The organism is Bacillus sp. IBL03825 (genome assembly GCF_024712505.1).
Lineage (GTDB): Bacteria > Bacillota > Bacilli > Bacillales > Bacillaceae_G > Bacillus_A > Bacillus_A wiedmannii.
The window spans coordinates 1,256,403-1,282,231 of the sequence record NZ_JAMXKE010000001.1 but is presented as its reverse complement, the minus strand read 5'-3'; the positions used below and the strand labels follow the sequence as shown (position 1 = coordinate 1,282,231).

24 protein-coding genes are annotated in these 25,829 nt (G+C 35.6%); 6 read left to right on the top strand and 18 right to left on the bottom strand.

All coding sequences use genetic code 11. From position 1 onward, the window contains the following. Positions 1-20 precede the first annotated feature (20 nt). Genes NHG49_RS06665 through NHG49_RS06655 form a run of 3 tightly spaced genes read right to left on the bottom strand, consistent with a single transcriptional unit; the run spans position 21 to position 3,063 of the window. Positions 21-1,421 carry a sensor histidine kinase gene (locus NHG49_RS06665; RefSeq protein ID WP_098102702.1) on the bottom strand — a complete coding sequence of 467 codons (1,401 nt, stop codon included), beginning with the start codon at positions 1,419-1,421 and terminating at the stop codon, positions 21-23. Positions 1,422-1,424: 3 nt separating this feature from the next. Continuing rightward, positions 1,425-2,096, bottom strand: a complete 672-nt coding sequence (locus tag NHG49_RS06660; protein WP_064476740.1) for a response regulator transcription factor — start codon at positions 2,094-2,096, stop codon at positions 1,425-1,427. Continuing rightward, positions 2,089-3,063, bottom strand: coding sequence for a YncE family protein (locus tag NHG49_RS06655; RefSeq protein ID WP_103655957.1), 975 nt, complete (start codon positions 3,061-3,063; stop codon positions 2,089-2,091). Before NHG49_RS06655 ends, NHG49_RS06660 begins: the two co-directional genes overlap by 8 nt. 136 nt (positions 3,064-3,199) lie before the next feature. Between NHG49_RS06655 and NHG49_RS06650 the strand changes: the two genes are divergently transcribed. The 4 genes from NHG49_RS06650 (at position 3,200) to NHG49_RS06635 (ending at position 8,462) form a co-directional block, all read left to right on the top strand. After that, positions 3,200-4,315, top strand: coding sequence for a CdaR family transcriptional regulator (locus tag NHG49_RS06650; RefSeq protein ID WP_098102700.1), 1,116 nt, complete (start codon positions 3,200-3,202; stop codon positions 4,313-4,315). Between the two features lie 117 nt (positions 4,316-4,432). Further along, on the top strand, positions 4,433-5,845 hold the full coding sequence (glcD, locus tag NHG49_RS06645; protein ID WP_258125631.1) for a glycolate oxidase subunit GlcD: 1,413 nt from the start codon (positions 4,433-4,435) through the stop codon (positions 5,843-5,845). Beyond that, on the top strand, positions 5,842-7,170 hold the full coding sequence (locus NHG49_RS06640; protein WP_064476744.1) for a (Fe-S)-binding protein: 1,329 nt from the start codon (positions 5,842-5,844) through the stop codon (positions 7,168-7,170). Before glcD ends, NHG49_RS06640 begins: the two co-directional genes overlap by 4 nt. Positions 7,171-7,634: 464 nt before the next feature. After that, positions 7,635-8,462 carry a CAP domain-containing protein gene (locus NHG49_RS06635; RefSeq protein WP_258125630.1) on the top strand — a complete coding sequence of 276 codons (828 nt, stop codon included), beginning with the start codon at positions 7,635-7,637 and terminating at the stop codon, positions 8,460-8,462. A gap of 39 nt (positions 8,463-8,501) precedes the next feature. Here the strand turns inward: NHG49_RS06635 and NHG49_RS06630 are convergent, their stop codons facing one another. From NHG49_RS06630 to inhA1, 11 genes are all read right to left on the bottom strand, one after another. Continuing rightward, positions 8,502-9,107, bottom strand: a complete 606-nt coding sequence (locus NHG49_RS06630; protein ID WP_064476746.1) for a DUF1648 domain-containing protein — start codon at positions 9,105-9,107, stop codon at positions 8,502-8,504. Between the two features lie 91 nt (positions 9,108-9,198). After that, a complete protein-coding gene (locus NHG49_RS06625; protein ID WP_258125629.1) occupies positions 9,199-10,122 on the bottom strand; it encodes an RluA family pseudouridine synthase in 924 nt (307 codons plus the stop codon). Positions 10,123-10,222: 100 nt separating this feature from the next. Beyond that, positions 10,223-10,639 carry a hypothetical protein gene (locus NHG49_RS06620; protein WP_000490295.1) on the bottom strand — a complete coding sequence of 139 codons (417 nt, stop codon included), beginning with the start codon at positions 10,637-10,639 and terminating at the stop codon, positions 10,223-10,225. Between the two features lie 101 nt (positions 10,640-10,740). Continuing rightward, the gene (locus NHG49_RS06615) at positions 10,741-12,933 is read right to left on the bottom strand and encodes an MMPL family transporter (RefSeq protein ID WP_258125628.1); all 2,193 of its coding nucleotides are present in this window, start codon (positions 12,931-12,933) and stop codon (positions 10,741-10,743) included. Positions 12,934-13,043: 110 nt separating this feature from the next. Next, positions 13,044-13,691: a phosphatase PAP2 family protein gene (locus tag NHG49_RS06610; protein WP_258125626.1), complete on the bottom strand. Its 648-nt coding sequence runs from the start codon at positions 13,689-13,691 to the stop codon at positions 13,044-13,046. 59 nt (positions 13,692-13,750) lie between these two features. After that, entirely contained in the window at positions 13,751-14,800 is a 1,050-nt protein-coding gene (potD, locus tag NHG49_RS06605) for a spermidine/putrescine ABC transporter substrate-binding protein PotD (protein WP_064476750.1), read from the bottom strand. A 38-nt stretch (positions 14,801-14,838) separates the two neighbouring features. Continuing rightward, on the bottom strand, positions 14,839-15,639 hold the full coding sequence (gene potC / locus NHG49_RS06600; RefSeq protein WP_064476751.1) for a spermidine/putrescine ABC transporter permease PotC: 801 nt from the start codon (positions 15,637-15,639) through the stop codon (positions 14,839-14,841). Positions 15,640-15,645: 6 nt separating this feature from the next. Next, positions 15,646-16,494 carry a spermidine/putrescine ABC transporter permease PotB gene (gene potB / locus NHG49_RS06595; protein ID WP_000715495.1) on the bottom strand — a complete coding sequence of 283 codons (849 nt, stop codon included), beginning with the start codon at positions 16,492-16,494 and terminating at the stop codon, positions 15,646-15,648. Then, positions 16,491-17,474, bottom strand: coding sequence for a spermidine/putrescine ABC transporter ATP-binding protein PotA (gene potA, locus NHG49_RS06590; protein ID WP_000720323.1), 984 nt, complete (start codon positions 17,472-17,474; stop codon positions 16,491-16,493). The genes potB and potA overlap by 4 nt, the downstream gene beginning before the upstream one ends. Positions 17,475-17,710: 236 nt before the next feature. Next, entirely contained in the window at positions 17,711-19,078 is a 1,368-nt protein-coding gene (locus tag NHG49_RS06585; protein WP_064476752.1) for an aldehyde dehydrogenase, read from the bottom strand. A 171-nt stretch (positions 19,079-19,249) separates the two neighbouring features. Then, positions 19,250-21,637, bottom strand: a complete 2,388-nt coding sequence (inhA1, locus tag NHG49_RS06580; protein ID WP_064476753.1) for a M6 family metalloprotease immune inhibitor InhA1 — start codon at positions 21,635-21,637, stop codon at positions 19,250-19,252. 342 nt (positions 21,638-21,979) lie between these two features. On the opposite strand from inhA1, the gene NHG49_RS06575 reads away from it, so the two are divergent. Together NHG49_RS06575 and NHG49_RS06570 are read left to right on the top strand one after the other, a co-directional pair. After that, entirely contained in the window at positions 21,980-22,114 is a 135-nt protein-coding gene (locus tag NHG49_RS06575) for an anti-repressor SinI family protein (RefSeq protein WP_000276217.1), read from the top strand. Between the two features lie 79 nt (positions 22,115-22,193). Continuing rightward, positions 22,194-22,517 (top strand): helix-turn-helix domain-containing protein, encoded by a 324-nt coding sequence (locus NHG49_RS06570; protein ID WP_000578867.1) that lies wholly within the window; start codon positions 22,194-22,196, stop codon positions 22,515-22,517. A 74-nt stretch (positions 22,518-22,591) separates the two neighbouring features. On the opposite strand, the gene calY is transcribed toward NHG49_RS06570, so the two are convergent. From calY to sipW, 4 genes are all read right to left on the bottom strand, one after another. Further along, positions 22,592-23,185 (bottom strand): biofilm matrix protein CalY, encoded by a 594-nt coding sequence (gene calY / locus NHG49_RS06565; protein WP_064476754.1) that lies wholly within the window; start codon positions 23,183-23,185, stop codon positions 22,592-22,594. A 401-nt stretch (positions 23,186-23,586) separates the two neighbouring features. Next, complete coding sequence (locus NHG49_RS06560; protein ID WP_064476755.1) at positions 23,587-24,399, bottom strand: DUF4047 domain-containing protein; 813 nt, start codon at positions 24,397-24,399, stop codon at positions 23,587-23,589. 162 nt (positions 24,400-24,561) lie between these two features. Continuing rightward, entirely contained in the window at positions 24,562-25,149 is a 588-nt protein-coding gene (locus tag NHG49_RS06555; protein ID WP_064476756.1) for a CalY family protein, read from the bottom strand. Between the two features lie 62 nt (positions 25,150-25,211). Then, positions 25,212-25,781, bottom strand: a complete 570-nt coding sequence (gene sipW / locus NHG49_RS06550; protein WP_064476757.1) for a signal peptidase I SipW — start codon at positions 25,779-25,781, stop codon at positions 25,212-25,214. Positions 25,782-25,829: the final 48 nt, after the last annotated feature.

The window sequence follows — 25,829 nt, the reverse complement described above, 5'->3', positions numbered from 1 at the left end:
AGAAAAGCATGTCCTTCACGTTAGAACATGCTTTCTTCAACTTGTATTTTCAATTTAATACTAACCGTCGTTCCATGCCCTTTTTCACTTTCAATTCGCCACTGTCCATCATGTATATGAACAATTTGTCTGACAATGGCAAGGCCTAAACCTGTTCCACCATGTTGACGACTTCTCGCTTTATCAACGCGGTAAAAACGTTCACCAAGATTTTCTAAATGCTCTGTTTCAATACCGATTCCTGTATCTTTTATGTTTAATTCACAGTAATCATCTATCTGCCTGAGTGTTATCATAATATCCCCGTTTTGGTTTGTATACCGTATCGCATTATCTAACACGTTATGAAGCACTTGTTGCATGCGATCCTCATCAATCATTACAATGATTTCTGGATTTAAATTTGTTGAAATACGAATTTTCTTTTCTATAAACTTAATCTCATACGTATCTAACACATCTTCAATCAGTTGTGAAAAAACGATAGGTTGTTTCTTTAGCGGAAAATGTTCACCTTCTAATTGTGCTAAATCTAATAAATCATGAACGAGACGCTGCATACGACCCGCTTCTTTATGAATGAGCTGTGTTACTTTTTCCTGTTGTGGTCCCTTCGCTACGCCATCTAAAATAGCTTCACTATATCCTTTTATATAACTAAGCGGTGTTCTTAGTTCATGCGAAACGTTAGCTAAAAATTCCTTACGCTTTACGTCTTCTGTCTCTAAAGAATTTGCCATTTTATTAAATGCTTTTCCTAATCGTCCAATTTCATCTTCAGAAGAAATTGTAATCCGTTCTGAGAAATCTCCCGTAGCCAAATGATTGGCAACTCGTTCCATTTGCGAAAGCGGTCTCGTAATAGCAATAATAATCTTTCTACCAATCCATATTGTCAGTAAAGTCATAGCAAGTGCTAACGGTGCTAAAATAAGGCCCATATCATATATTAAGTCTTTTATACTTTTTAAAGGAATATAAGAATATACAATGCCAACTAACTTTTTATTTTCTAAAACAGGGATGACAACCCCCATAATATTTCGGTCAAAATGTTCCTCATACCCTATCTTTGTCACAGTTTTTCCATCTAATAATGCTTGCCTGTCCCCTTCACTTATAAGAGAATGATGATGCACATCAAAAGGTAAACACGCGCTTAAATCACGCGGATTAGATACGAAAAGAACATCTGAACTAGATATTTGATCAAATGCTCTTACTTTCTCTTCAAAAGTTGCTATTCCTTCACTCTTATCATATTGCGCAGCAAGACGCTTGCCTTCCATTACTAATGAATCTTTTAAATTATCAACGTATAGTTTTTCATACGAGTATAAAGATACAAAATAAAGAAAGGAAACTGTTACACATACTGCACATACTACTGTAAGCCAAAGCTTCTGTACCATCGTAAACATACGTTACACCTCAAATTTATAGCCTACACCCCAAACCGTTTGAATGTAGTTTCCACTTTCTCCAAGCTTCAAACGCATCGTTTTCACGTGCGTATCCACTGTTCTTGTACTTCCCGCATAATCATATCCCCATACCTTTTCCAGCAATTGTTCCCGGCTAAATACTTGTCCCGTATGTTGGCAAAGAAAATAGAGTAAATCAAACTCTTTTACTGTAAGAGAAATCGGCTCACCATCAGCCTCAATCTTCCTACTTTTTTCATTAATAAGGATCGGTCCAAACTGAATCTCCTCTTGTTGCTCTTGCTTTGTATACCGTCTTAACACAGCCTCCATACGAGCAATTAATTCTCCAGGACTAAATGGCTTTACAATATAATCATCTGCTCCCATACGTAAGCCGTTCACCCTATTCCACTCTTCACCTTTTGCTGTTAAAAATATAATTGGTACATCCGACGTTTTTCTAATTTCTTTACAAACTGAAAGTCCATCCATCTCTGGCATCATAATATCTAATACAACGAAATCATAATGATTCGTCTCTAATTTTTTTAGCGCCTCTTTTCCATTTTCAGCTTCTCCCCACTCGTATCCAAAATTATCTAAGTACATTCCAACAAGCTGCCTCATATCACTTTCATCATCTACAACTAGCACCCTATATTTACTCATTGTCCTTCCCTTCCCTCTCTATGAGTTGAAACGGCCCTTTTCCGACTTTAATTGTTTGTTTTATTTTCAAACTCTTCATATCCATGACGCACACTTCATCACTATCATAGCTTGCTACGTATCCTTCTGCTCCGCTCTTCAAAAATGCAAATGGATTCGATCCTACTTCTACAGAAGCAACCTCTTTATACGTGCTAACATCAAACTTTCTAAGCGTATTCGAACCGTGACTTAATGCAAATACATACTTATTATCCTTCGTTATATTCACAGGCATAAACGGAGCATGTAAAGAACGTACCATTTCTCCGCTCTGCAATGAATACACTAATACTTTTTCATTGACTTGATTTCCATCACCATGTCCGCCAATCCATATTTCTTTCCCATCTGGGCTAATTGTCGCTCCCGTTGATGCTGGGGGAATCATAAAGGATTGTATCACTTCTTTTTTCTTTGTATCAATGGTCGTTAGCTTCGTATCATAAAAGTTTAATACAGATAACTGGTTATCGTGCTCTACCATCGTTATTGGTCCTTTTCCTGTTGATACACTCCCTGTCTCTTTCCCTTTTATCGTAAAGAACCTTACCTTTTGAGCAGTTTGATCGGCAGCAAATAATTGTTTTTTATCCTCGGATACAATCACATTTACAATGCCTTTTCCAGTTTTATATTTGTCCACTTGCCTTCCTTCTGCTAGTGAATATACATACATGTACTCTAACTGCTTGCCATATACAAGTATGTCCTCACCGTTTGGAAGTAGTGCAACTCCTGCCATTGGTTCATTAAGTTCCCATGTCGTAATTAACTTTTTAGTTTTTTCATCAACAAAACTGATACTACCTTCTTTTATATTCGTTGTTATAATAACACTTTTCTCTTTAGCAATCGGTGTATATGAACTTCCTTGACACCCTACTAATAGAAATAAAAAACAGAGAAGAAAAACATACTTTCTCAAAAGATTCCCTCCATCTTCGGATGATTTCGTTATAATTGTAAAATAACAAATAAATGTGTGGAAAGTGTGAAATTTCCCTTTCTTACTGCATTTACATATATAATGTACAACAAATAGAATTTGAGGTGTGCAAATTATGCTTTTTCCTGATTTAGCGAATAAAATTGTACGAGAAGTACGCAGACTAATTAAAGAAAATATTATTATCATTAATATACAAGGTGTTATTATCGCGAGTACAGATGTAGAAAGAATCGGCCAATTTCATGAAGGTGCACTCCGATGCGCGAAACAAAAGAAAACTGTCATTATTACAAAAGAAGATGAACGACGTTTGCAAGGCGTAAAGGCGGGTATGAACCTCCCCTTACTATTTCATGACGAAGTAATTGGTGTCATTGGAATTACAGGCGAACCTGAAAACATTTCACAATACGGGGAAATATTACGTAAAATGACCGAACTACTCATTCACGAAAACTACTTTTTAGAACAACTAGAACTTGAACACCGTTCTTATGAAGCATTTGTCTTTGATTGGCTTCAAAATACAGACTGGTCTTCAAGCTTTCTCGATCGTGCAAAAACACTTGGTATTGATTTATATAAGAAGAAACAACTTATTTTGTTCTCTATCGATCAAAATGACACGATGCTTCAGCGTAAGATTTGGCAACACGTACGCAATCTATTAACAAAGGAGCATCTATTTGTTCGTTGGGGAAATGATCGATTCATTTTATTTACAGCCACAAACTCCAAAGAGCAAACGTATCAATTTTTAAAAAGATTAAAACAAGACTGTGAAAATTCGTTTTCTATTCCTTTATATATTGGGATTGGACAATCCGTTACACCAAGCAATATGAACTTATCGTACGAGCAAGCATTACAAGCTCTTTCCGTATCACTTGAAACGAAAAAAATTGTATTTAATGAAGATTTACGTTTAGAAATGTGCTTACAAGATATTTCTGCTGAAACGCGGGAACAGTTTCTAAGGCGCACCATCGAAAACTTACTATCATCTCCTGAGCTTATGCACACTTTACGCTTATTTATTGATTATAACCAATCCTATAAACAAACAGCTGAACAATTACATATACACATTAACACATTGCATTACAGACTTAAAAAGATTGAGGAGCATACAGAACTTGACCCGAAACAATTCAAAGACTTAAACATTTTATACTTCTCGCTCCTCTTATTAGATAATCATACAAAAAATAATGATAAATTAGATTAATCCTTAGATGATTATACATAGAAAGAATCCCCCAATTTTTTTATCATTATAATGAAAGCACTGTTACAACGTTTTTTATGATAACTAAATACGTTAACAGTTTGAGGGGGATTTCCAATGTTAGAAAAGCAAATTATTCATTCATTCGTATCCATTGTTGGCGAAGATAATGTAGATACATCCAATATGGGGCGTTTAACGTATAGTTATGATGCCACTCCAAACTTCCAAGCAATGCCTGATGCAGTCATTGCTCCTCGTAATACAAATGAAGTAGCTGAAGTGTTAAAAATATGTAACACTCACAACATTCCTGTATATGTTCGTGGTTCTGGAACAAACCTTTGCGCGGGGACATGTCCACTTGAAGGCGGTATCGTCCTTATCTTCCGCCATATGAATAACATTTTAGAAATTGATGAAGAGAATTTAACAATTACTGTACAAGCTGGTGTAATTACACTTGATATTATTAAAGCAGTAGAAGAAAAAGGTTTATTTTATCCACCTGATCCAAGCTCGATGAAAATTTCTACAATCGGCGGTAACATTAATGAAAACTCAGGTGGCTTACGCGGATTAAAATATGGCGTAACACGTGATTATGTGATGGGTCTTGAACTTGTCTTACCAAATGGCGATATTATTTGCACTGGCGGTAAATTAGCAAAAGATGTAGCTGGTTACGATTTAACTCGTTTATTTATCGGTTCTGAAGGTACACTTGGCGTCGTAACAGAAGCGATATTAAAACTTGTTCCTATGCCTGAAACGAAGAAAACGATGCTTGCACTATATGAAGATATTAATGAAGCTGCACATGCTGTTTCTTCTATTATTGCAAATAAAATCATTCCAGCAACACTTGAGTTTTTAGACCAGCCGACAATTGAAGTAGTAGAAGAGTTTGCACAAATCGGTTTACCAACTGATGTAAAAGCAATTTTATTAATCGAACAAGACGGTCCGCCTGAAGTTGTCAATCGAGATATTGAAAAAATGGCTAACGTTTGCCGCTCTATGAATGCAGTCGATGTTCGCATTGCAAAAAATGAAGCGGAAGCAGATGCGCTTCGGACAGCTCGCCGTAGTGCACTATCAGCACTTGCAAGATTAAAACCTACTACAATACTAGAAGATGCAACGGTACCACGCTCACAAATAGCTCCAATGGTTGAAGCGATTAATGCAATTGCAAAAAAATATAACATTCCTATTTGTACGTTTGGGCATGCTGGTGATGGCAACCTACACCCAACTTGTATGACAGATGCTCGTAATGAAGAAGAAATGCACAGGGCTGAACAAGCTTTTGCTGAAATATTTGAAAAAGCAATTGAACTTGGCGGCACGATTACTGGTGAGCATGGTGTTGGTGCGATGAAAGCTCCGTATTTAGAAATGAAATTAGGTAAAGAAGGTATTGCTGCTATGCAAGGAATTAAACAAGCCTTCGATCCAAATAACATTATGAATCCAGGCAAGATGTTCGCGAAAGACACTCGCAAAAGAGTGGTGGTTGAGCGATGACAACATTAAATAAAGAAAACATTCAAAAGGAATTTAAAGAACGATTAAGTGAAGATGAACTACTAAACTGTATGCGATGCGGTTTCTGCTTACCAACTTGCCCTACTTACATCCAATCTGGATATAAAGAATCACATTCACCACGAGGACGTATCGCATTAATGAAAGCGGTCGTTGACGGTTTAATTGAGCCAGATGAAGATGTTGAAAATACATTGAATGTTTGCCTTGGCTGCCGTGCTTGTGAACCTGTTTGTCCATCTGGTGTAAATTATGGACATTTATTAGAAGAAACTCGTGATATTATAAATCAAAATAAAAAGTTCTCGATGCCAGTGAGAGCCGTTCGTAAAGTCGTTTTTGAAGGGCTCTTCCCGCATCAAAATCGAATGAGAACATTAACAGGGTTAATCGGATTTTATCAGCGTTCTGGTTTACAAACGCTAACACATAAAACAGGGATTATGAAGTTATTCCCTGAAACACTTGCAACGATGGATCTTGTTTTACCAAAAGTCCCTAAAATGAAAGCAATGAAAGATCGTCCTGCATTTTTACCTGCTGAAAGTACGAAGAAGAAACAAGTTGCATTCTTCACAGGCTGTTTAATGGATACGATGTTTTTAGAAACAAATAACGCAACGATGAAACTTCTTCAGTTAGCTGGTTGTGATATCGTTATTCCGAAAACACAAAGTTGCTGCGGTGCATTACATGGGCATGCTGGTGAAAAGAGTGGAGCGAAAGAATTAGCGAAACGAAATATAAAAGCATTCGAAGATTTAAACATCGACTATATTATTACGAATGCAGGTGGTTGCGGAGCTTACCTCGTAGACTACGATCATCTTTTAAAAGATGATCCACAGTGGGCTGAACGCGCAAAGCAGTTTGTTTCTAAAATTAAAGATATTACTGCTATTCTAGTAGAACTAGATTTCCATAAACGGAATGACTTACGACTTCCATCGCAAATTATTACGTATCAAGACTCTTGTCATTTACGAAATGTTATGCGAACATCTTCAGAACCTCGTATGTTACTAGAAGCAATTCAAGGCGCAACATACTGTGAAATGAAAGATGCGGATCGCTGCTGTGGTTCTGCTGGTATTTACAATATTGTTCATTCAGAACTATCCATGGAATTTCTAGATTATAAAATGGACTGTGTACATGAAACAGAAGCAGCAACTATTGTTACTGCAAACCCAGGTTGCCTACTACAAATGAAATTAGGCATTGAACGAGAAGGACTTTCTCATAAAATGAGAGGAATTCACATTGTAGATTTATTATTAGAAGCAATTGAAACCAACTCGTAATAACTCGTAACATACGTAATAATAGGAAAACGGCTATCTCCTTCGTCTATGTAAAGAGATAGCCGCTTTTTTGTCCGCTACAAGATTAAGAATATGTTACTTTATTATAAAAAAGAACAACAGAAACATTACAGTTGTGTAAAAATCAATCCAGTATATTCCTCGAAAAAACGCTCAAATCATTGATACAATAGGATTCTTCATTTTCAATATAGGTACATTTATCCAAAAACCCCCTCTTAAAACGAAGTATAAAAATGCTGAAAATTCCTTTTATACTCTATGTTTCTCTTATTTTTTCCCTTTTCTTCAATTAGGATAAATTAGGTAATTTTAAAGTCTATGAATTTTTTTCCATCTTTTTTCTCACAAATTGTATGCTACGATGAATTTGTCAGTCAGACAGGCTGTCAAAACAAATCGTGTGAAAACAAATTAAAACTTTATATAGGGGGACACACATCATGAAAAAGCGTGTTTTATTATCTGTAGCTGCTGCAACAGCTCTTACTTTAGGAGTATCATCTTTAGATGCACAAGCTGCAACTGTACAACCATCTAACATAAAGGTTCAAAATATTCAGCATTCAAAAGTGATGATGAAGCAAATGAACCAACAAGAATTACAAGCATTCTTACAATCTATGGGCGTTGAGTCATTAGCACAATGGCAACAAGGAAATTTCCAACCAAACTGCTTCATTCCTGGTCAACAACCAACTGAAAATGTTGTAACTGAGCAACCAACAGCTAAGCCAGAAACTCAAAAGCCTGCTGAGCAAAAACCAGTTGAGCAAAAGCCTGCTGAAGAAGTTCAAAAACCAGAAGCTCAAAAACCAGCTGAAAACAACAATACTCAAAAACCTACTGAACAAAAACCTGCTGAGCAAAAGCATGCTGAAGAAGCAAAATCTTTAAGCGAATTCGAACAACGTGTTGTTGAATTAACAAACGCTGAACGTGCAAAACAAGGCTTACCAGCACTAAAAATCGATACTGAATTAAGCAAAGTAGCACGTGTTAAATCTGAAGATATGCAGAAGAATAACTACTTTGATCATAACAGCCCTACATATGGGTCTCCATTTGACATGATGAAGAAATTTGGTATTTCTTATACATCTGCAGGTGAAAATATCGCTCAAGGCCAACGTACACCTGAAGAGGTAGTACAAGCTTGGATGAACAGTGCTGGACACCGTGCAAATATCTTAAATAACGGCTTCACTCACATCGGTGTTGGCTATGTAGAAAGCGGCAACTACTGGACACAACAATTTATTACGAAGTAAATAGATTAAAAGAGTCTTCTCATAATGAGAAGACTCTTTTTACGTTTCATAACTTTCTATTATGTATGAGTACAATATGTAGAACATAAACAAAATAGAGCCACAACTTATTACACTAAGTAACACATAAAATCCCCATTTCAAGTTCAAAAACAAGGAAAACCATATACTACATGCCATCACTTGAAAAATCCGCCTACTCACTAAACGAATTTTTTGTAATTTGACTGGGTCCTTTTCCGTACTCTTAACTTTTTTAAATCCTTTACTAAGCATAAAAAGAAACAAACTAATTCCAATTGTTAGTCCTGTCTGAAAGGATATCATGCTTCCAAAATTAATAAAGAGAATGAGCAGATGGATAAACAACATAAATAAAGTAATCGTCTTTAGAAATCCACTTATAATGACATGCTCGCCTTCATTAAGCTTATATACATAATGTGAAATAATATACACGAATCCATGTAAAAAAATAATAAGACAAGGAATAAATGCTATAACAACTTGTTTACTCATAAACTCGTTTGGCTCACCATTTTCATTCCAATGTACTGCCATAAGGTTTGGTAAGTATGAATAGAGGCATAGAGTAACTAAAAGACAAGCGAAAAATATTCCTAGTATATATTTATATTTGACCAAGTAATTCTCACCTCTCTTTTCTCTTAACGGCTTCGCTTCTTTTAGAGAAATTCCTGCAAGAATCTATTTTTCTCAAATTTAAACTTACACTTTATGCATTCATTCTTTGAAATTCTTTCATTGTATTATTTAATTTTGTCGGAAATGGTACATCCACTTCGATCTCTTCTTTCGTAATTGGATGCAAGAAATGAATTTTCATCGCATGTAATGCTTGCCTGGATATATATTTCGTTTGTCCACCGTATAATACATCTCCAACTAATGGATTACCATGATAGCTCATATGAACACGAATTTGATGTGTTCTACCTGTTTCTAATTGTAACGTTACGAACGTAGCATTTTGTTTTTTAAAATACTTCTCTACTTTATAATATGTGATTGCTTGGTCCCCCTTTGGAGAAACACGTCGTCTCGTCGCATGATGGCGATCTCTTCCAATAGCTGCGTCAATTGTTCCTTGCTTACCTTTTACTTTCCCTTCCACAAGCGCTGCATATGTTCTTTTAATTTTTCGTTCCATTAATAAACGATCCATAATTGCACCAGCAATTCTATGCTTAGCAAACACGACACCACCTGTCGTATCTTTATCTAACCGATGAATATGACGAATCTTCGTCTCTACACCTTGCATTTGAAAATGAAAAGCAACAAGGTTTGCAAGTGTTCCCGTTCCACCTTTTTCCGCAGGATGCGTATCCATCTTCTCAGGCTTATTTACGATGAGTACGTGATCGTCTTCATATACTACATCTAATTCACCATATTCAGGCTCTACATCGTATTCTTCTTCCATAAACATATGCACTTGTAACTTATCGCCTTCTTTTAAAAGCTCATTCCATCTTCTCTGTTCTCCGTTAACGGTAATACCTTTTTCCATACGAAGCTGATGTAACAACTTTTTCGGTATTTCCCATTCTATTTTTAATAACGAATCAATACTTATGCCATTCCATTTCGCTGGAACAGTAATTTCGCACCATTCGCCCTTCTTCTTCGTTTCCATACTGTATCACCTTATTTCTATTGATTCTCTCATTGTAACGGAAAACACAATTTGATGCACCGTCAAAAATAGAGGACAGTCTTATAGTAGACTGTCCCCCTCACGCTCTACGCCGTTTCATTTCCTGCAATACTTCTTCCGCTTTTTGCTCATACGATAAATCTTTAAAGAAATCCGCCAATCTTTTATAATCATTATACGTATCTAATAAGTCATCAATTTTTTCTACTTTCATCACTTGTTGTTTTTGCTTCATTTTTACTGGATAACGATAGCCCGATACTTCTTGTATTTTGTAATACTCATCCTCTACTTGAATGACCTTTACAAGTTCCTCCTCTTCCGCATCCATCGTATACCCATCAAAATCTCTCAGCAATTCATAAATAATATGAGTCCATTCATCTTTTGGATAAAATCCTTTTTCTAACCGATAACCGACAATGCGATACATATGCCCATCGTTTTCTGCAAACTGTACTGTATCATTTAGCTTAAACTTAAAATAACGAAACATTGCCTTCACCTACTTATATGTAATGTTCTTATCACATACTATTTGCAAAATGTAGGTCTTGCTATTCATAAAAAAATACTCATCTATAAGATGAGTATTTTTTACGATGATTTTTCTCTTTTCTTTCGAAATGGTAACCACCAGTTCCAGTCTCCAAACAATTTCATTAAACTTGGTACAAGCATAAGACGAATAATTGTCGCATCAAGGAATATCGCTAATGCAACGCCAAGCCCCATTTGCCGTACTGGTAAAATATCAGTAAAGGCAAACGCACCAGTTACAACAATCATAATTAACGCAGCTGATGTAATGATTCTACTTGTTGACACAAGTCCTTCTAACGTCGCTTGATCGTTATCTCCTGTTTCTTCATACAGTTCATGGATACGTGAAATAAGAAAGACTTCATAATCCATGCTAAGCCCAAATACGAGACCGAAAATGAAGATTGGTAAGACAAATAGAACAGGACTCGCTTCTAAACCAAAATGCCCACCTTCAAATAACCAAACAACAATTCCTATTGTTGCACTTAAACTAAGTATATTCATAATAATCGCCTTAATCGGAATGAGTATAGATTGGAATGCAAATAATAATATAACAAAGGTAGATCCAAATATAACAGACATACCAATTGCAACTTTATCTTTAATTTCATCTTCTAACTCTTGTTGGAACGTCGTCATCCCACCTAAATAATACGTAACATCTGTTTCTTTATAATTTTGTTTAAAATTACGAACCCACTGTTTAGCAGTTTCAGTACGTGGTTTTGTTTTCAAAAAGATTTCTATCGTCGTCTTATTTCCTTTCGTATATGCTTCAAATATAGGAGCTAGTTTCGCAGCTTCTGGCGACTCTAACATTCCAGCAACTTGATCTGCTTTCATACCAGTTAACCCGTCGTATAAGCTTCTCACTTCATATACTTTCTTATCATCTTTTAACTTTTGAACGACTTCTTCTATCTTTTGTAAACTTTCTTTTTCTTTCATATCTTTTTTCGTCTCTACCACTAACGTAACATCAGCATGTTTTTTTGCCGTTTTATTAAATGCCTCTTCGTACTTATCATATGCAATTCTTGTATCACTTTGTTTAGGTAGAGCTTCTACGTCAGGGAACTGCAAATTAGCTGTACGTAACGGTAATAAGCAAATAACAATAAATGTTGTAACAACAATAATCATCGCAATTGGATGTTTCATTACAAATTGTGCAAACTTACGCCACGCCTTTGCCGGCGTATGCGCTACTTGATTCTTTTTTAATATTCGTTTCCCAATTAATGACAATAACGCTGGAAGAAGTGTGAGTGAGAATAAAATACTCATAATCACAACAATCATTCCACTAATTGCGACAGACTGAATATAATCGATTTTAAAGAAAAACAAGCCGGATAATCCAACAAATACACATAATCCTGAAAATACGATAGCGCGCCCTGCTGTTTGATATGTAATTGCTATCGCTTCTTTTACCGTTCGCTTTGCAACTTCCTCTCGAAAGCGATTTACAAATAATAGTGCAAAATCAATAGATAGCGCAAGTCCAATCATCGGTGCAACATTTAACACAAAGATAGATAGTTCCTTATCACTACCTATAAAGTATAATATGCCCATCGTACTAATAACACTAAGTGCCCCATTTACAATTGGTAAAATAGATGCTAAAAGGCTACCAAATGAAAATAGTAATACGAGAAATGCAATCGGTAACCCAATCATCTCTGCTACTTTTAAATCATTTTGCGTTCTTTCATTAATCTCTTTATTAATTTTTGGAAACCCTGTAGGCGTTACTTTTAACGCTGCATTACTTTCCTTTTCGATTTTATCAGCAAATTGTAATGTCTTTTCCATTCGTTCCTTATTTGTTTTCCCGGAAAATAAAATTGTCGCATAGCCGATATCATCTTGTAACATTTCTTTATTTTGCACTGGGTGATGGAAAGATTCATATGTCTCTTTCTCTTGTACATTTTTTACAATTCCCTCTACTTGCTTTTGAAATTCCTCATGTGAAGCACCCTTATTTTTTTCAAAAACGAGTAAAAGTGTATCTTGAGACCTCTTAAAATCTTTATCTAAAATTTCTTTCGTTTTTTGATAGTCCCCTTCCGTTTGGAAACCGTCACCACCTAATACTCCTGGTAGCTTTGGAGCAAAAATACCAAGTGCGATCGCAAGCAATAGTAATGCTACAATTACTGTATAACGAAACTGATACAAAAAAGCTCCTAACTTCCCCCACTTATCTACTTTATGTACATTTGTCTTCACACATTTTCACCTACTTTAAATAATTCAATTGTCATTTATACTGTATCACATCTTCGTACAAACAAAAAACGTCTAGAAACACTATAATGATAGTTTTTCTAGACGTTTTTTTATCTCTCTTTATTAAGCCCCAATCTCTCGGTAAGTAAACGATGACAGTAAATCGCTATAATTAACAAAATACCACCTACGCAATAACCAGCTAAAATATCAGTTGGATAATGTACATTTAAAATAACTCTACTTAATCCAATCGATACAATTACGATTCCCATCAAAATCGTTATAACATATTTCCCCGTTACACTCTTCAAATTTGCCGCAATGATATAAGCAAGAAATCCGAATGTCATAATAGATAACATTGCATGCCCACTAGGGAAGCTATATCCAAGCGCATCCAACGCTTCATTTAACGACGGACGCTCTCTTTTCACAATTTCTTTTATCCCTTTATTAACAAGATGTGTTATTAAAATGCCCATTGGATACACGATCATCGCAGCATAATAACGTTTTCTCCAAAAAACAAGTAAACTTATAGCCAGCGTAGTTACAATCCCGATAGCAGAACCTAATTTTGTATAGTGTGAAAAAAATGTAAGCGAACCTTCTGTTTGTAATCCTGTTACTAATGCTCGGACATATGTATCCATCACTGTAACGCCACCCGCATGTACGCGCCAAGCAACAATGCCAAATACAGCAAGTAATAAAACGATACATACTACCTCATATTGTTGCAACTTCTTTTTCAAGCGATTTCCTCCTACTATGAAAAAATGCGATTTCTACTTTAGAAACCGCATTTCCTTACTTATTTACCTTTTGTTTTTAACTCTGTCCAGTAACGATCATAGTCTTTTAGCTTATCGTCTACATCAACAAGCCATTCCGTACGATCTAATTCTTCTTTCGTTAAGAAGATCATATGATTATCACGATATTCTTTACTATGAAGAGGATGAGCTTTTTCATTAGGATTACTGTATCCAATTGACTCGTAGTTTTTCACACTTACTTTTTCATCTAATAAGTAGTTCATAAACTTCTCTGCAAGCTCTTTGTTTTTCGCACCTTTTGGAATTGCTAACGTATCAGCCCAAATTGTGCCGCCTTCTTTTGGTACAACGTACTCTACATCTTTATTATCTTTTGCGATAAATGCTGCATCTCCAGACCAAACTGTTCCGATCCAAGCATCTTCTGTAATGAATTTTTGTTTAATATTATCTGTATCAAATGCTAATAAGTTTGGAAGCAGCTTCTTTAAATCATCTGCTGCTGTCTTTAACTGTGTATCGTCTTTCGTGCTGTTTGAGAATCCATGCTTTTTAAGACCCATTCCTAACACTTCACGAGAATCATTTAATAAAGTTACATGCCCTTTATATTTTTCATTCCATAGGTCAGCCCAGCTTGTAGGAGCTTCTTTCACATACTTTTTATTGTATGCAATACCTGTTACACCCCAAGTATATACTAAAGAATATTTATTCTCTGGATCAAACGCCGGTGTTTTGAAGTTAGAAACCATATTTTCGATATTCGGGATATTCTTTTTGTCTAACGGCGCTAATAAATCCATTTTCGCCATTGTTTTAACCATGTAATCAGACGGCTGAATTAAATCATACTTCGCGCCACCTGCTTGTAATTTCGCAAGCATTTCTTCATTACTTGCATACTTATCATAGTTAACTTTCACGTTATATTTCTTTTCAAAATCTCTTAGCACTTGCTCATCAAAATTGTCAGCCCAGCTATAAATATTTAACTCTTCTTTCTTTTCACCACAACCAGCAAGTACACCAGCAACAAGGCTAAAGCTAATTGCTGCGCCGGCTAATCTTTTTATTAATTTCATCGGTTTATTACCTCCTCGTACTTTCTATATCGTTCGTATTATAAAGGAAGGTGTCCTCCAGAGTTTTCTTCACCATCTGCACCTTTGTTACGGAAGATTTCAGATAGAACCATTAATCCTACGATAGCCACAATTAAAATTGTAGAAAGTGCATTAATTTCTGGTGATACTCCGCGCTTAACCATACTGTAAATGTATAATGGCAATGTTGTTGATCCTGGTCCTGATACGAAGAAACTAATTACAAAATCATCAATTGATAATGTGAATGTTAATAATGCGGCTGAAACAACTCCTGGTGCAATTGCCGGGAACGTTACATAACGAAATGTTTGCCACGGCGTTGCTCCTAAATCATTGGCAGCCTCTTCTAAATCACGTCCCATTCCAGAAAGACGTGCTGCTAAAATAACGACAACAAATGAAATACTAAATGTAATGTGCGCAATAATAATTGTTGTTTTGCCAAGCTCCATACCTAATTGACTAAATAAGATAAGTAAAGATAATCCCATTAAAATATCAGGAATTAAAATTGGTAAATACACAAGACCGTTAATAGCCCCTTCATAACGATATTTATAACGATGTAATGCAATCGCGAAAATCACACCAAGAACTGTCGTTACAACCGTCGTTACGATCGCAATCGTCATACTATTTACAAACGCATCAATAACATCTTGCTTTTGAAATAAATCTGTATACCAATGGAATGTAAAACCTTCCCATTCCGCATTAATGCGAGAATCATTGAAGGAATATACCATTAAAACCATCATTGGAAAATACAAGAACAATAAAATTAACCAAGAATAAGAAACTAAAAACTTCTTCATCTTTGCCTATTCCCCTCCGTTTCCATCATATTTATATACTTTCGTTGCACGATAATATAAGTAAATTAACAGAACAGAGAATAGAACAACAATCATAGATAACGCAGATCCAAACGGCCAGTCACGCGCTCCTAAGAATTGATTTTGAATTACGTTTCCGATTAATGCTACTTTCGATCCACCCATAACGTCTGATACAACAAACATTCCGATAGAAGAAACAAACACTAAAATAGAACCAGTAGCAATCCCTGACATCGTCATTGGTACTGTTACATTCCAAAATGCCTTTGCTGGTGTTGCTCCTAAATCATAAGCTGCTTCTAGCTTACGCTTATCAAGCTGCTCAATCGCTGCATACACCGGTAAAATCATAAATGGTAATAAAGAATAGACCATTCCGAGTATTACAGAAGGTGTGTTATATAGTAAATTTAAAGGTTCACTTATAATACCTAGTTTCAATAGCAATGTGTTTACAAGACCTTGTGAACGTAAAATAACAATCCATGCGTATGAACGAACAAGGAAGTTAATCCAAAACGGGATCGTTGCCAATAATAAAAGAATGGAACGGTATTTGCGATCAACAATTGTAATTGTATAAGCAAATGGATAACCAATTACTAAACAGATTACTGTTGTAATAACTGCAATCTTAACAGTTTCCCATAACGTTCCCATGTATAGTGGATCAAACACACGAGCTATATTCTCTAACGTAAATTGCATTTCCACTGTTCCATATGCCCCGCGCTGCATAAAGGCAAATGCCAATACAAACAGAAGGGGAATTAGGAAGAAGATTAACAGCCACGCGACTGTCGGTAGTGCGAGTAATTTCCCTTTTTTCAATTTAAGGTCACCTCGTCCTCTTGCTCCCAGCCTACGTATACATTATCTCCAATGCTCCACTGCGCTGCTTCTTCAGCAGTTTGATATGCCATTAGTAATTCTGATGTTTTCTCGTCACGTACATACAGCTTTTCCATATTTCCAACAAACTCAACGTCTTCAATATGTCCAAGATGGTATTCTTTTAAAATCGGCTCTTCAACCGAACGTACCTTTACGTTTTCAGGGCGAATTGCTACATAGCCTTCCCCGTTTTTCACAATATTATTTTCACCGATAAATGTCGCAACGAACATTGTTTTCGGCTTATTGTAAATTTCTTTCGGCGTTCCAATTTGCTCAATATGTCCTTTATTCATAACGACAATACGATCACTCATGCTCATCGCTTCTTCTTGATCGTGCGTTACGTATATGAATGTAATTCCTAAATTACGTTGTAAGTTTTTTAATTCACGTTGCAAATCTTTTCTTAACTTAAAGTCTAACGCCCCAAGTGGCTCATCTAGTAATAATACACGCGGGTTATTTACAATCGCTCTCGCAATTGCTACACGCTGTTGCTGTCCACCAGAAAGCTTTGCAGGTTTACGATTACGGAACTCAAGTAACTGCGTTAAACGCATTGCCTCTTCAGCACGCTCTTTCTGCTCTGCTGCCGGTACTTTCTGCATTTTCATACCGAAACAAATATTTTTCTCCACATTCATATGTGGGAATAGCGCATAATGTTGGAACACTAAGTTCATATGACGCTTATATGGTGGCAAATCGTTAATCTTTTCATCATCTAATAAAAGATTCCCTTTAGTTGGCGTTTCAAAACCTGCGATCATGCGAAGTAACGTTGTTTTCCCGCAACCACTCGGCCCTAAAATCGTTAAAAATTCCCCTTCTTTAATGTCTAAAGAAAGAGGTGGGATAATCACTTGATTTCCAAAATGTTTTTCTACTGCTTCAACTTTAATAATCTTTTTCATTTTCCCGTCCTATCTACCTTAAATTTTAATTTTTATATTCATGAATAAATATTTATGTTCTATAGACTATTTTTTGTTTCGATCCAAACAAAAATGGTTGTTTAGCAGCGTTCTCTTCTATTCTTTATGTAGTATGTTTGATTCATTTTTGCATGATACATATGTCGAACAGAAAAACCCCTTCCATTGCGAAGGGGCTATTATCATACGGCTACGCCTACTGATAAACACCATCATCATTTTAACAACTTTCGTATGAATTTTAAAGCACTTTTTGTAGAAGAGTAACGAATTTTCATATCGAATGCCGTAGATTGGGCTAAAATGCTTTTATAATGTGAAAAAGTCCGAAAACTTTCTTCCCCATGATAACTACCTAATCCACTACTTCCAACACCACCAAAAGGTAAATATGGCGTTGCAAGATGATAGACAACATCATTAATACAGCCTCCGCCATATGAAATATTACTCGTCACTTTCTTTTGTACTTCTTTATCTTCAGAAAATACATATAACGCTAACGGCTTTGGTTGTTGCTGAATTGTTCCAATTACCTCTTCTATGTTGTCGTATTCTACAATTGGTAAAATCGGACCAAAAATTTCATCTTCCATAACAGTACTTTGCCATGTAACATTTGTTAACACTGTTGGTTCTATATGTAAAGTTTCTTTTTTATAGTTCCCGCCGATTACCGTTTTACCATCTTTCAAAAATGCACATAAACGTTCAAAATGACGTTCAGTCACAATTCGTACATAATTGTCATTGTTTAGTGAATCTTTTCCATACTGCTCCGCAATTTCGTGTCGTAATGCCTCGATTAACTGTTCTTTCACCGAAGCATGCACATACATATAATCAGGTGCTACACACGTTTGCCCTGCATTTAAAAACTTCCCCCACACAATTCGTCTTGCTGTTACATCTATTTTTGCATCTTTATGTACAATACATGGGCTTTTTCCCCCAAGTTCTAACGTGAGTGGCGTCAACCGTTTCGCCGCTGCTTCCATCACAACTTTTCCAACACCGACACTACCTGTAAAGAAAATATAATCAAACGGTTCCTTTAACAATTCCGTACTCTTTTCTACACCGCCTTCTACTACCGCTACAAGCTCTTCTTGGAATAATTCCTCTAACATCCTCGTAAGCACTTTGGAAACGTTTGGCGTTAACTCTGATGGCTTTAAAACAATTGTATTTCCAGCCGCCAACGCTCCTACAAGAGGTGCAATTGCTAATTGAAATGGATAGTTCCATGGTGCAATAATAAGTGTCACACCGTACGGTTCAGGAACTACTTTCCCCTTTGATCCAAAATGAGTGAGTGCTGTTCGAACCCGCTTCGGTTTACTCCACGATGAAATATGCTTCAATTGAAAGGAAATTTCTTTTAATACATATCCAACTTCCGTTGTAAACGACTCATGAACTGACTTATTTAAATCTAATTTCAATGCCTGAAATATTTCTTCTTCAAAACGCTGAATGCCTTCATAAAGCTTCTTCAAATTATTCTTTCTCACTTCTACACTTCTTGTATGGCCATTATAAAAATATGCTTTTTGTTTATTTACAATAGAAGAAACACTCATTCATTCACCTTCTCCCACTATTTTTATCCAATTCTTTCATTATTTATATAGACTTCATATATAATAAATTTCTATTCGTAAAGTTACATTATATATAATTTCTTCTTTTATATAAAATTCATTGCTCACAAAAAAACTACCGAAAGAAAATCTCTCGGTAGTTTTACTGTATTAACGATATAAGCGAACAGCACCTGCAGAATTATCATCAGCTTGTCCTACTACTTCAAACTTTAGGCCAAGGTTCGGTAAAATACGTCCTGCATCTGGAATCTGTTGATTAATATACGTTTTTGAATCATCAAACTTCGACACACCTGCTAAGCCGTTATACGTATACGTTCCACGAGTTGGAGATACAACTTTCCATGCTGGCGTTTTATCGAATGAGAACGCCGCATCAGCGATTTGGAATCGTGTACTACTGTCAATTGTCGGTTTACCATTTAAAGTTCCTACAATTGCTTCTGGATGAGAGTCAACTACACCAAGGAAACCATGTCCTGGATGTAAACCAACCCAGTTATCTGTGTAAGCTGAGTCTGCATACCATACAACCATACCAGAGTTATATTCTGGACCGCGAGCAAATTTCAATGCGCTATCTGATCCAGTATGATTTCTCCACTCTACATAGTAGTTATGTTTTTTCTTCTCAGTTCCGTTAGAAACTGCGAAACCATCTAGTTTAAATTGTGGTGTACCTTCTGCATCATCAGAGAATACTACTTTGCCATCTACTGTTAATGAAGCATTATCAAGTAGGAAACCGTTTAATGCTAAACCACCATCTGTAATGTATTCAAATGTTAATTTTACTTTCTTACCTTTGAATTGGCTTAAATCATATGATTTATCAACCCATTTTCCATTTGTCGAATGTGCATTTCCACTATTTGCTTTCTCACCAAGTTTTTCAATTAGCGTTTTTTGCCCATCTTCTGTTACAGCATGTACTTCAAGGAAATCATACTCTGCTTCAATTTCATATAACGATTTGAAATCAAATTTCGCATTCGTTGCATTCGTTAAATCGAACAATGGTGTTTCTAACGTTGTATGAAGATTGTCACCTTTTGTGCTGTAGTAGTACTGCTTACCAAATGCTGGAGCAATCGTTTTTATATCTTTATCAGGTAAGTTTACACGAATCATACCTGGACGGTTCGTTTTCGTAACACTTTGGTCTAAATATGTTGCTAGACCGATACCTTTATTTAATTTCTCGTAATCTACTTCTACGATATTCGCCCAGTTACCACCAATTGTTTTTTGGAAAAACTCTTTATTTTGTGGTGAGAAACTCGTTGGCGTTGTTCCTGCAATCTTACCAGCCCAGCTTCCGCCACTCATAACAGACCAAGCTTGAATTGGCTCACCATGACCAGTATAGTCTGTATCATACTCATCTGGAAGGCCTAAATCATGACCATATTCATGCGCGAATACACCAACTGCGCCATCTTCTGGCTCAATTGTATAGTCGAATGCCGCTATCTTTCCGCCCCAATATGGAACTTTCGCTTGTGTACCTTCAATTGGGAATGGTTTTGGTCCAACTGTCCAGCGATGTGACCAAATTGCATCGTCACCTAATTTACCACCGCCTGCTTCTTGTCCAACACCTGCATGAATAATCATTAAGTGATCAATTAACCCGTCTGGTTGCTTTTGATTTCCATCACCATTTACATCGTATTGATCGAACTGATCAAACTCAGATAAATCAATACCGCTATCTACAGCTGCTTTTAATGCATCTTTTACTAAATCACGTGGTCCTTTTGGTCCTTTATTATCATGACCTGTAGCAGCATCCGCACCGTAATCAGCAGCTTTACCAGGAACTGTTAACCATTTTGTAACCGTTCCGTCTACTGTGTAACTACCACCAGATTGCTCTTCATAATATTGTTTAAACGTTTCGATTTTGCTTCCATCCTCTAACGCAAATGGCTCATTACCGAATAACATTTTTTCATAATGTTCTTTGTTAAAGTCTTCCGAATACATATAGCCAGGCTCTTTATCGATATTGTTATGTTTAAAGTCAGCGTACTCTACAAGTAAAACGAGTACTTTATCTTTACGAACTTCACCGTTATATTCTTTTCCCTTTGCTGGAGATGTTGGTACTTTACCATTTAGACCACCCTTAACTGGGCCTGTCGCTGCAGGTGTTCCTGTTGCTGGTTTGTCTAACTTTTCTTTCGTATCTGCTTTTGCATCTTTCACTTTCTTTAAAAAGTCAGATGCTTCTTTCGTAAGTGGGTCCCCATTTGTTACTTCTTTCCCAGGATTTTCACCCTTTTTGTTCTCTACGTATTTTTCGACAGCTTTCTTTGTTTCTTTCTCTGAAGCCTTCGAATCAATTACCCCACGTTTTTTTAGCGCATCCGCTAAACGTTCTTCTGGAATTAAATGATCATCAACTGGGCTCGTAGCTGTCTTATTCACAGGCGTTTCAGCATATGCAGATTGAGTACCAGCTCCGAACGAAAGACCTAATACAGCTGTCAAAGCGATTGATGACAAAACTTTGAACGGTTTCTTGTTCATCCCTTATTGCCTCCCCTAATAAATAATATGTATTACAAATTGAATTTTATTAAAAATTCAATATTTTTTCAATATTTAGTCATATTATGTAATGTTTTTAATATATTTGTAAAAATTCCATAGTTAGCATACGAATATATCACAATTCAACAATGTTTTCTGAAAATATTGAAAATACTTGTCAGAAACTTTATAATTTCCATAGAGGGAATTTAATGGGGATTTTATCTTTGTTTTATCTACAAAATATTTGATAATTCACTATATAAAACACAAAATGCGATTGCATTATCATATATTCTGTAGCAGCAGTTATGACCGATAATTAGGGAGGAATTACATTTGTACAAAGATAAGACTGACGCACTGGACCAAGAATGGATTGATTTAATACTTGAAGCTCTAGATGCTGGTATCGCCCTGCAAGATATCGAACATTTTTTCCAACGTATGAAGCCATCCAGTCAGGCTCAATAGGCTTGTTCTTTTTAACGAAGTTTATGTTATAATAATGACATCATAAGACGACTACATATTGATAGAAAGGTGCGCAAATATGATTGGAGAACGTATAAAACGCCTTCGCTTACAAAAAGGTATTTCATTAACTGAACTTGCCGAAAAAGCTGGTGTTGCTAAATCTTACATTAGTTCTATAGAACGAAATTTACAAAAAAACCCTTCCATTCAGTTTCTTGAAAAAATTGCAGCAGTTCTACAAATTCCAGTTGATACTCTACTTCATGATGAAACAGCAAAGGAAAATCACTTAGACTCCGAATGGACACAACTCGTTAAAGATGCGATGAGCTCAGGTGTCTCCAAAGAACAATTTCGTGAATTTCTTGAATTTACAAAATGGAAGCACGATCAAAAATAATAAATAGAAAGAAGTGCTTACAACCAGCACTTCTTTTTTCTTTATAAAAAAAGCGGGGAATCCCCGCTTTTTAATTATTTTTCTTCGCCAGCTTCTTGGTTAGCATTGAATGTCCATTCTAAATTCAATGAATCACCTTGGAAGATATTTTGTTCTTTCCCATTATCTACAAATTCAAATTGTACCCACAGATAATCCTCTGTGCCTGCTTCTAATCCACCCTTTTCTCCCCACTCAGGAGCAAAGATGTCTTTAGCTAAAAGATCTGGATCAGCATTTTGTAAATCTGCTAAAGTTGTTTCATATACAGGCTCACTTTGTTTATCCCAGTTCCAAAGGAATTTCACTTTAACGTGCTTACCAAAGTCTTCACCAGCATTATCGCCTTTTGCATCTTTCACAGTATACTTTGTTGCTAGTTTAACGTCTTTAATTGTTAATGTACCGCTATTCTTTAATAAGAACTCTTTCTTAATAGAATCCCCTGGTTTTAAATCTTTAATATCTACAAGCGTTTTAGGGTCTAATGTAAGATCTAACGTCCCAGCTGCAAATGTATTGTTAGATACTTCTTTATCGCTAAAGTAAGCGAATGTTCCTCCACCAATTAAAGATAACCCCAATGCTGCTGATGCAACTCCCATACCTAATTTCTTTTTCAGACTCACAATCAATTCCCCCTAGCTGTTTTTTATATTTTTATTGCTATCTCTTATTTAAAATAAGAGATGTAACTAAAACTATATTAGCTTAGCTAATATTTGTTCTTTTTTAAAAACCTTATGTTCATTATAACGAACAAACCTATATAAATACAACACATATTTATTAATATTTTCAGTTATTTTTATTTCTCAATATTATTTTGATTTTTCAGTAAAATATCAAGAAATCAAGAAAAGATTTTGTTGATTTCTTGACCTATCTCCACTAATTAGTATCCCTCATCCATCTAACTACCTCTAGGTGGCTAAATAAGATGAGAAGGATACGAAAAATAGGCGAGTGATAGTGCCCTCCTCACCTATTTGTTTTATGATCCCTATTTGCTCTGGAATGTTACTATATTTTACTTGCTATCTTTATTTTTCTGTTCTTCTTGTTTCTTCTTCTCTTCTAGCTTTTTCGCTTCTTCTTGTTTCTTCTTCTCTTCTAACTTTTTTGTTTCTTCTTGCTTCTTACTCTCCTCTAGCTTTTTCGCTTCTTCTTGTTTCTTACTTTCTTCTAACTTTTTCGCTTCTTCTTGTTTCTTACTCTCTTCTAACTTTTTCGCTTCTTCTTGCTTCTTCTCTTCTAATTTTTTCGCTTCTTCTTGTTTCTTACCCTCTTCTAGTTTTGCTGTTTCATCTACTAGTAACTTCTCAAAATCTTGAATTTGTTTATCAATCACCTGTAACTTTACCTCTTTATCAACATACTCACAATTGTCTTTCACTATATGGAAGCCCGCATTCACATACGAGAATACTTGCTTATTCGATTCGGTTGTATTACTTTTTAACTCTTCTTGCACTTGATTATAAGGACTCTCTATTGATACATATACTTTTTGTAACAATTCTCTTTCCGCAACTATTTTCTCACGCCCTTGCTTCCACGTAGTAAGCACCTGCTCTAACTCTTGAATGGAAGTAAAGGTTAATTTCAATTTCATCCCTTCATACTCACGCAAAATAACTTCCTTATGTTGCTTAGCTTGTTCTGTTAATTGATCAACTGTTTTTGGAAAAATACTTGCTGTAGAAATGGTAGCCGTTACTTTCGTTTCATGAACGAAAGCTGCTTCTGTATAAGTCATCATTTGAGAGCCTAAATAAAAAGTAATAGAACATAAACATGGCAATATAAGCATCTTTTTGAAATTGCTAGGTGGCTTCAGCATTTTAATCTCTCCTATCGAACAACTTGTTCTTTATCAAGAACTATATCTTTATTATAATAAAGTGAATTATAAAATGATATAAGAAATTATGTTTCTTTTTACATTTCACTTTTAGCAGAAAAAGAGACTATCACTTTTGATAGTCTCTTTTTATTGTCCTTATTATTTTGCTTCAGCATCGCCTTGTTGTGCATCAAACGTCCAAGTTAATTGTAGTTTATCACCTTGGAATTCATTTTGATCTTTTTTATTATCAACGAATTCAAATTTCACTTTGAATTTATCAGATTTACCTGCAGAAATACCTTTTTCATCCCAGAACCAAGCAGCTAAATCATTATCTACTGCTGTAAGTGTATCACCCTTCAATTTATCTAATGTAGTTTGTTTCACAATCGTCTCATGCTTATCTACATTTTTTAAGAATGTTACTTTAATATGTTTACCAAAATCATCTTTATTATCTTTCTTCGTATCTTCTACACTATAGTCTGTTTTTAATAGAACTTTTTTAATATCTAATGTACCTTTATTTTCTAATTTAAATTCTTTTTCAACTGTATCACCAGGTTTTAAATTCGATACATTAACAACTGTTGATGGATTTAATGCTAAATCAAGCGTACCAGCCGCAAATGTATTGTTTGATACTTCTTTATCGCTAAAGAATGCAAATGTTCCTCCGCCAACTAATGCTGCTCCTAATACTGCTGATGCAATACCCATCCCTAATTTTTTCTTTAAAGTCATGTCCATATCCCCTTAATCTATATATTTGTCAACTTCCTAAACGGAAAGTATAACCAAAATAACTAGACGGATTGTTCTACTTTTTTCTCTTTCTTTTCTCCGTCAATGCTACGAATAGCGCTAAAAATAGAAATCGCGGAATACCCTAGCAAAAAGACTCCTGGAATAATAAGAAGCAATGCCGCTCCCGCTTTTGAATTCGCATAATTTAATGCATACCCTGCATAAGGTACTGTTATATCCGCATATTTACCAATAACATTGTCCGCAAGCACCGGTTCTAAGTCTGGTCCGTTGTTGTTATCCCCTTTTGTTTCATACATTACTTTTCCATTTATATCTTTCACACCGATAATACGGTGGGTGATAATTTTTTCATCTTTCTCTTTAAAAGTAATAACATCACCTTTTTGATATTTAGAACCATCTTTCGTCGGCTCTATTGCAATGATTGATCCTGTTAAAAATGTTGGTTCCATTGATCCTGAAAGTACGCTCTTAAATTGATATCCCAGCACTGTTGGATCACCACCACTCGCTTTTGAAGAAATAACTATAAAAGCTAAACAAACCATCAACGCAAATAAAACGAATGAGATAACGTTGCTAATCACCTTCCAAATTAATTTCATCGTCTCTCTCCCTCTCCGTTGTTTTATATTATTTGAAGTATGCAATAT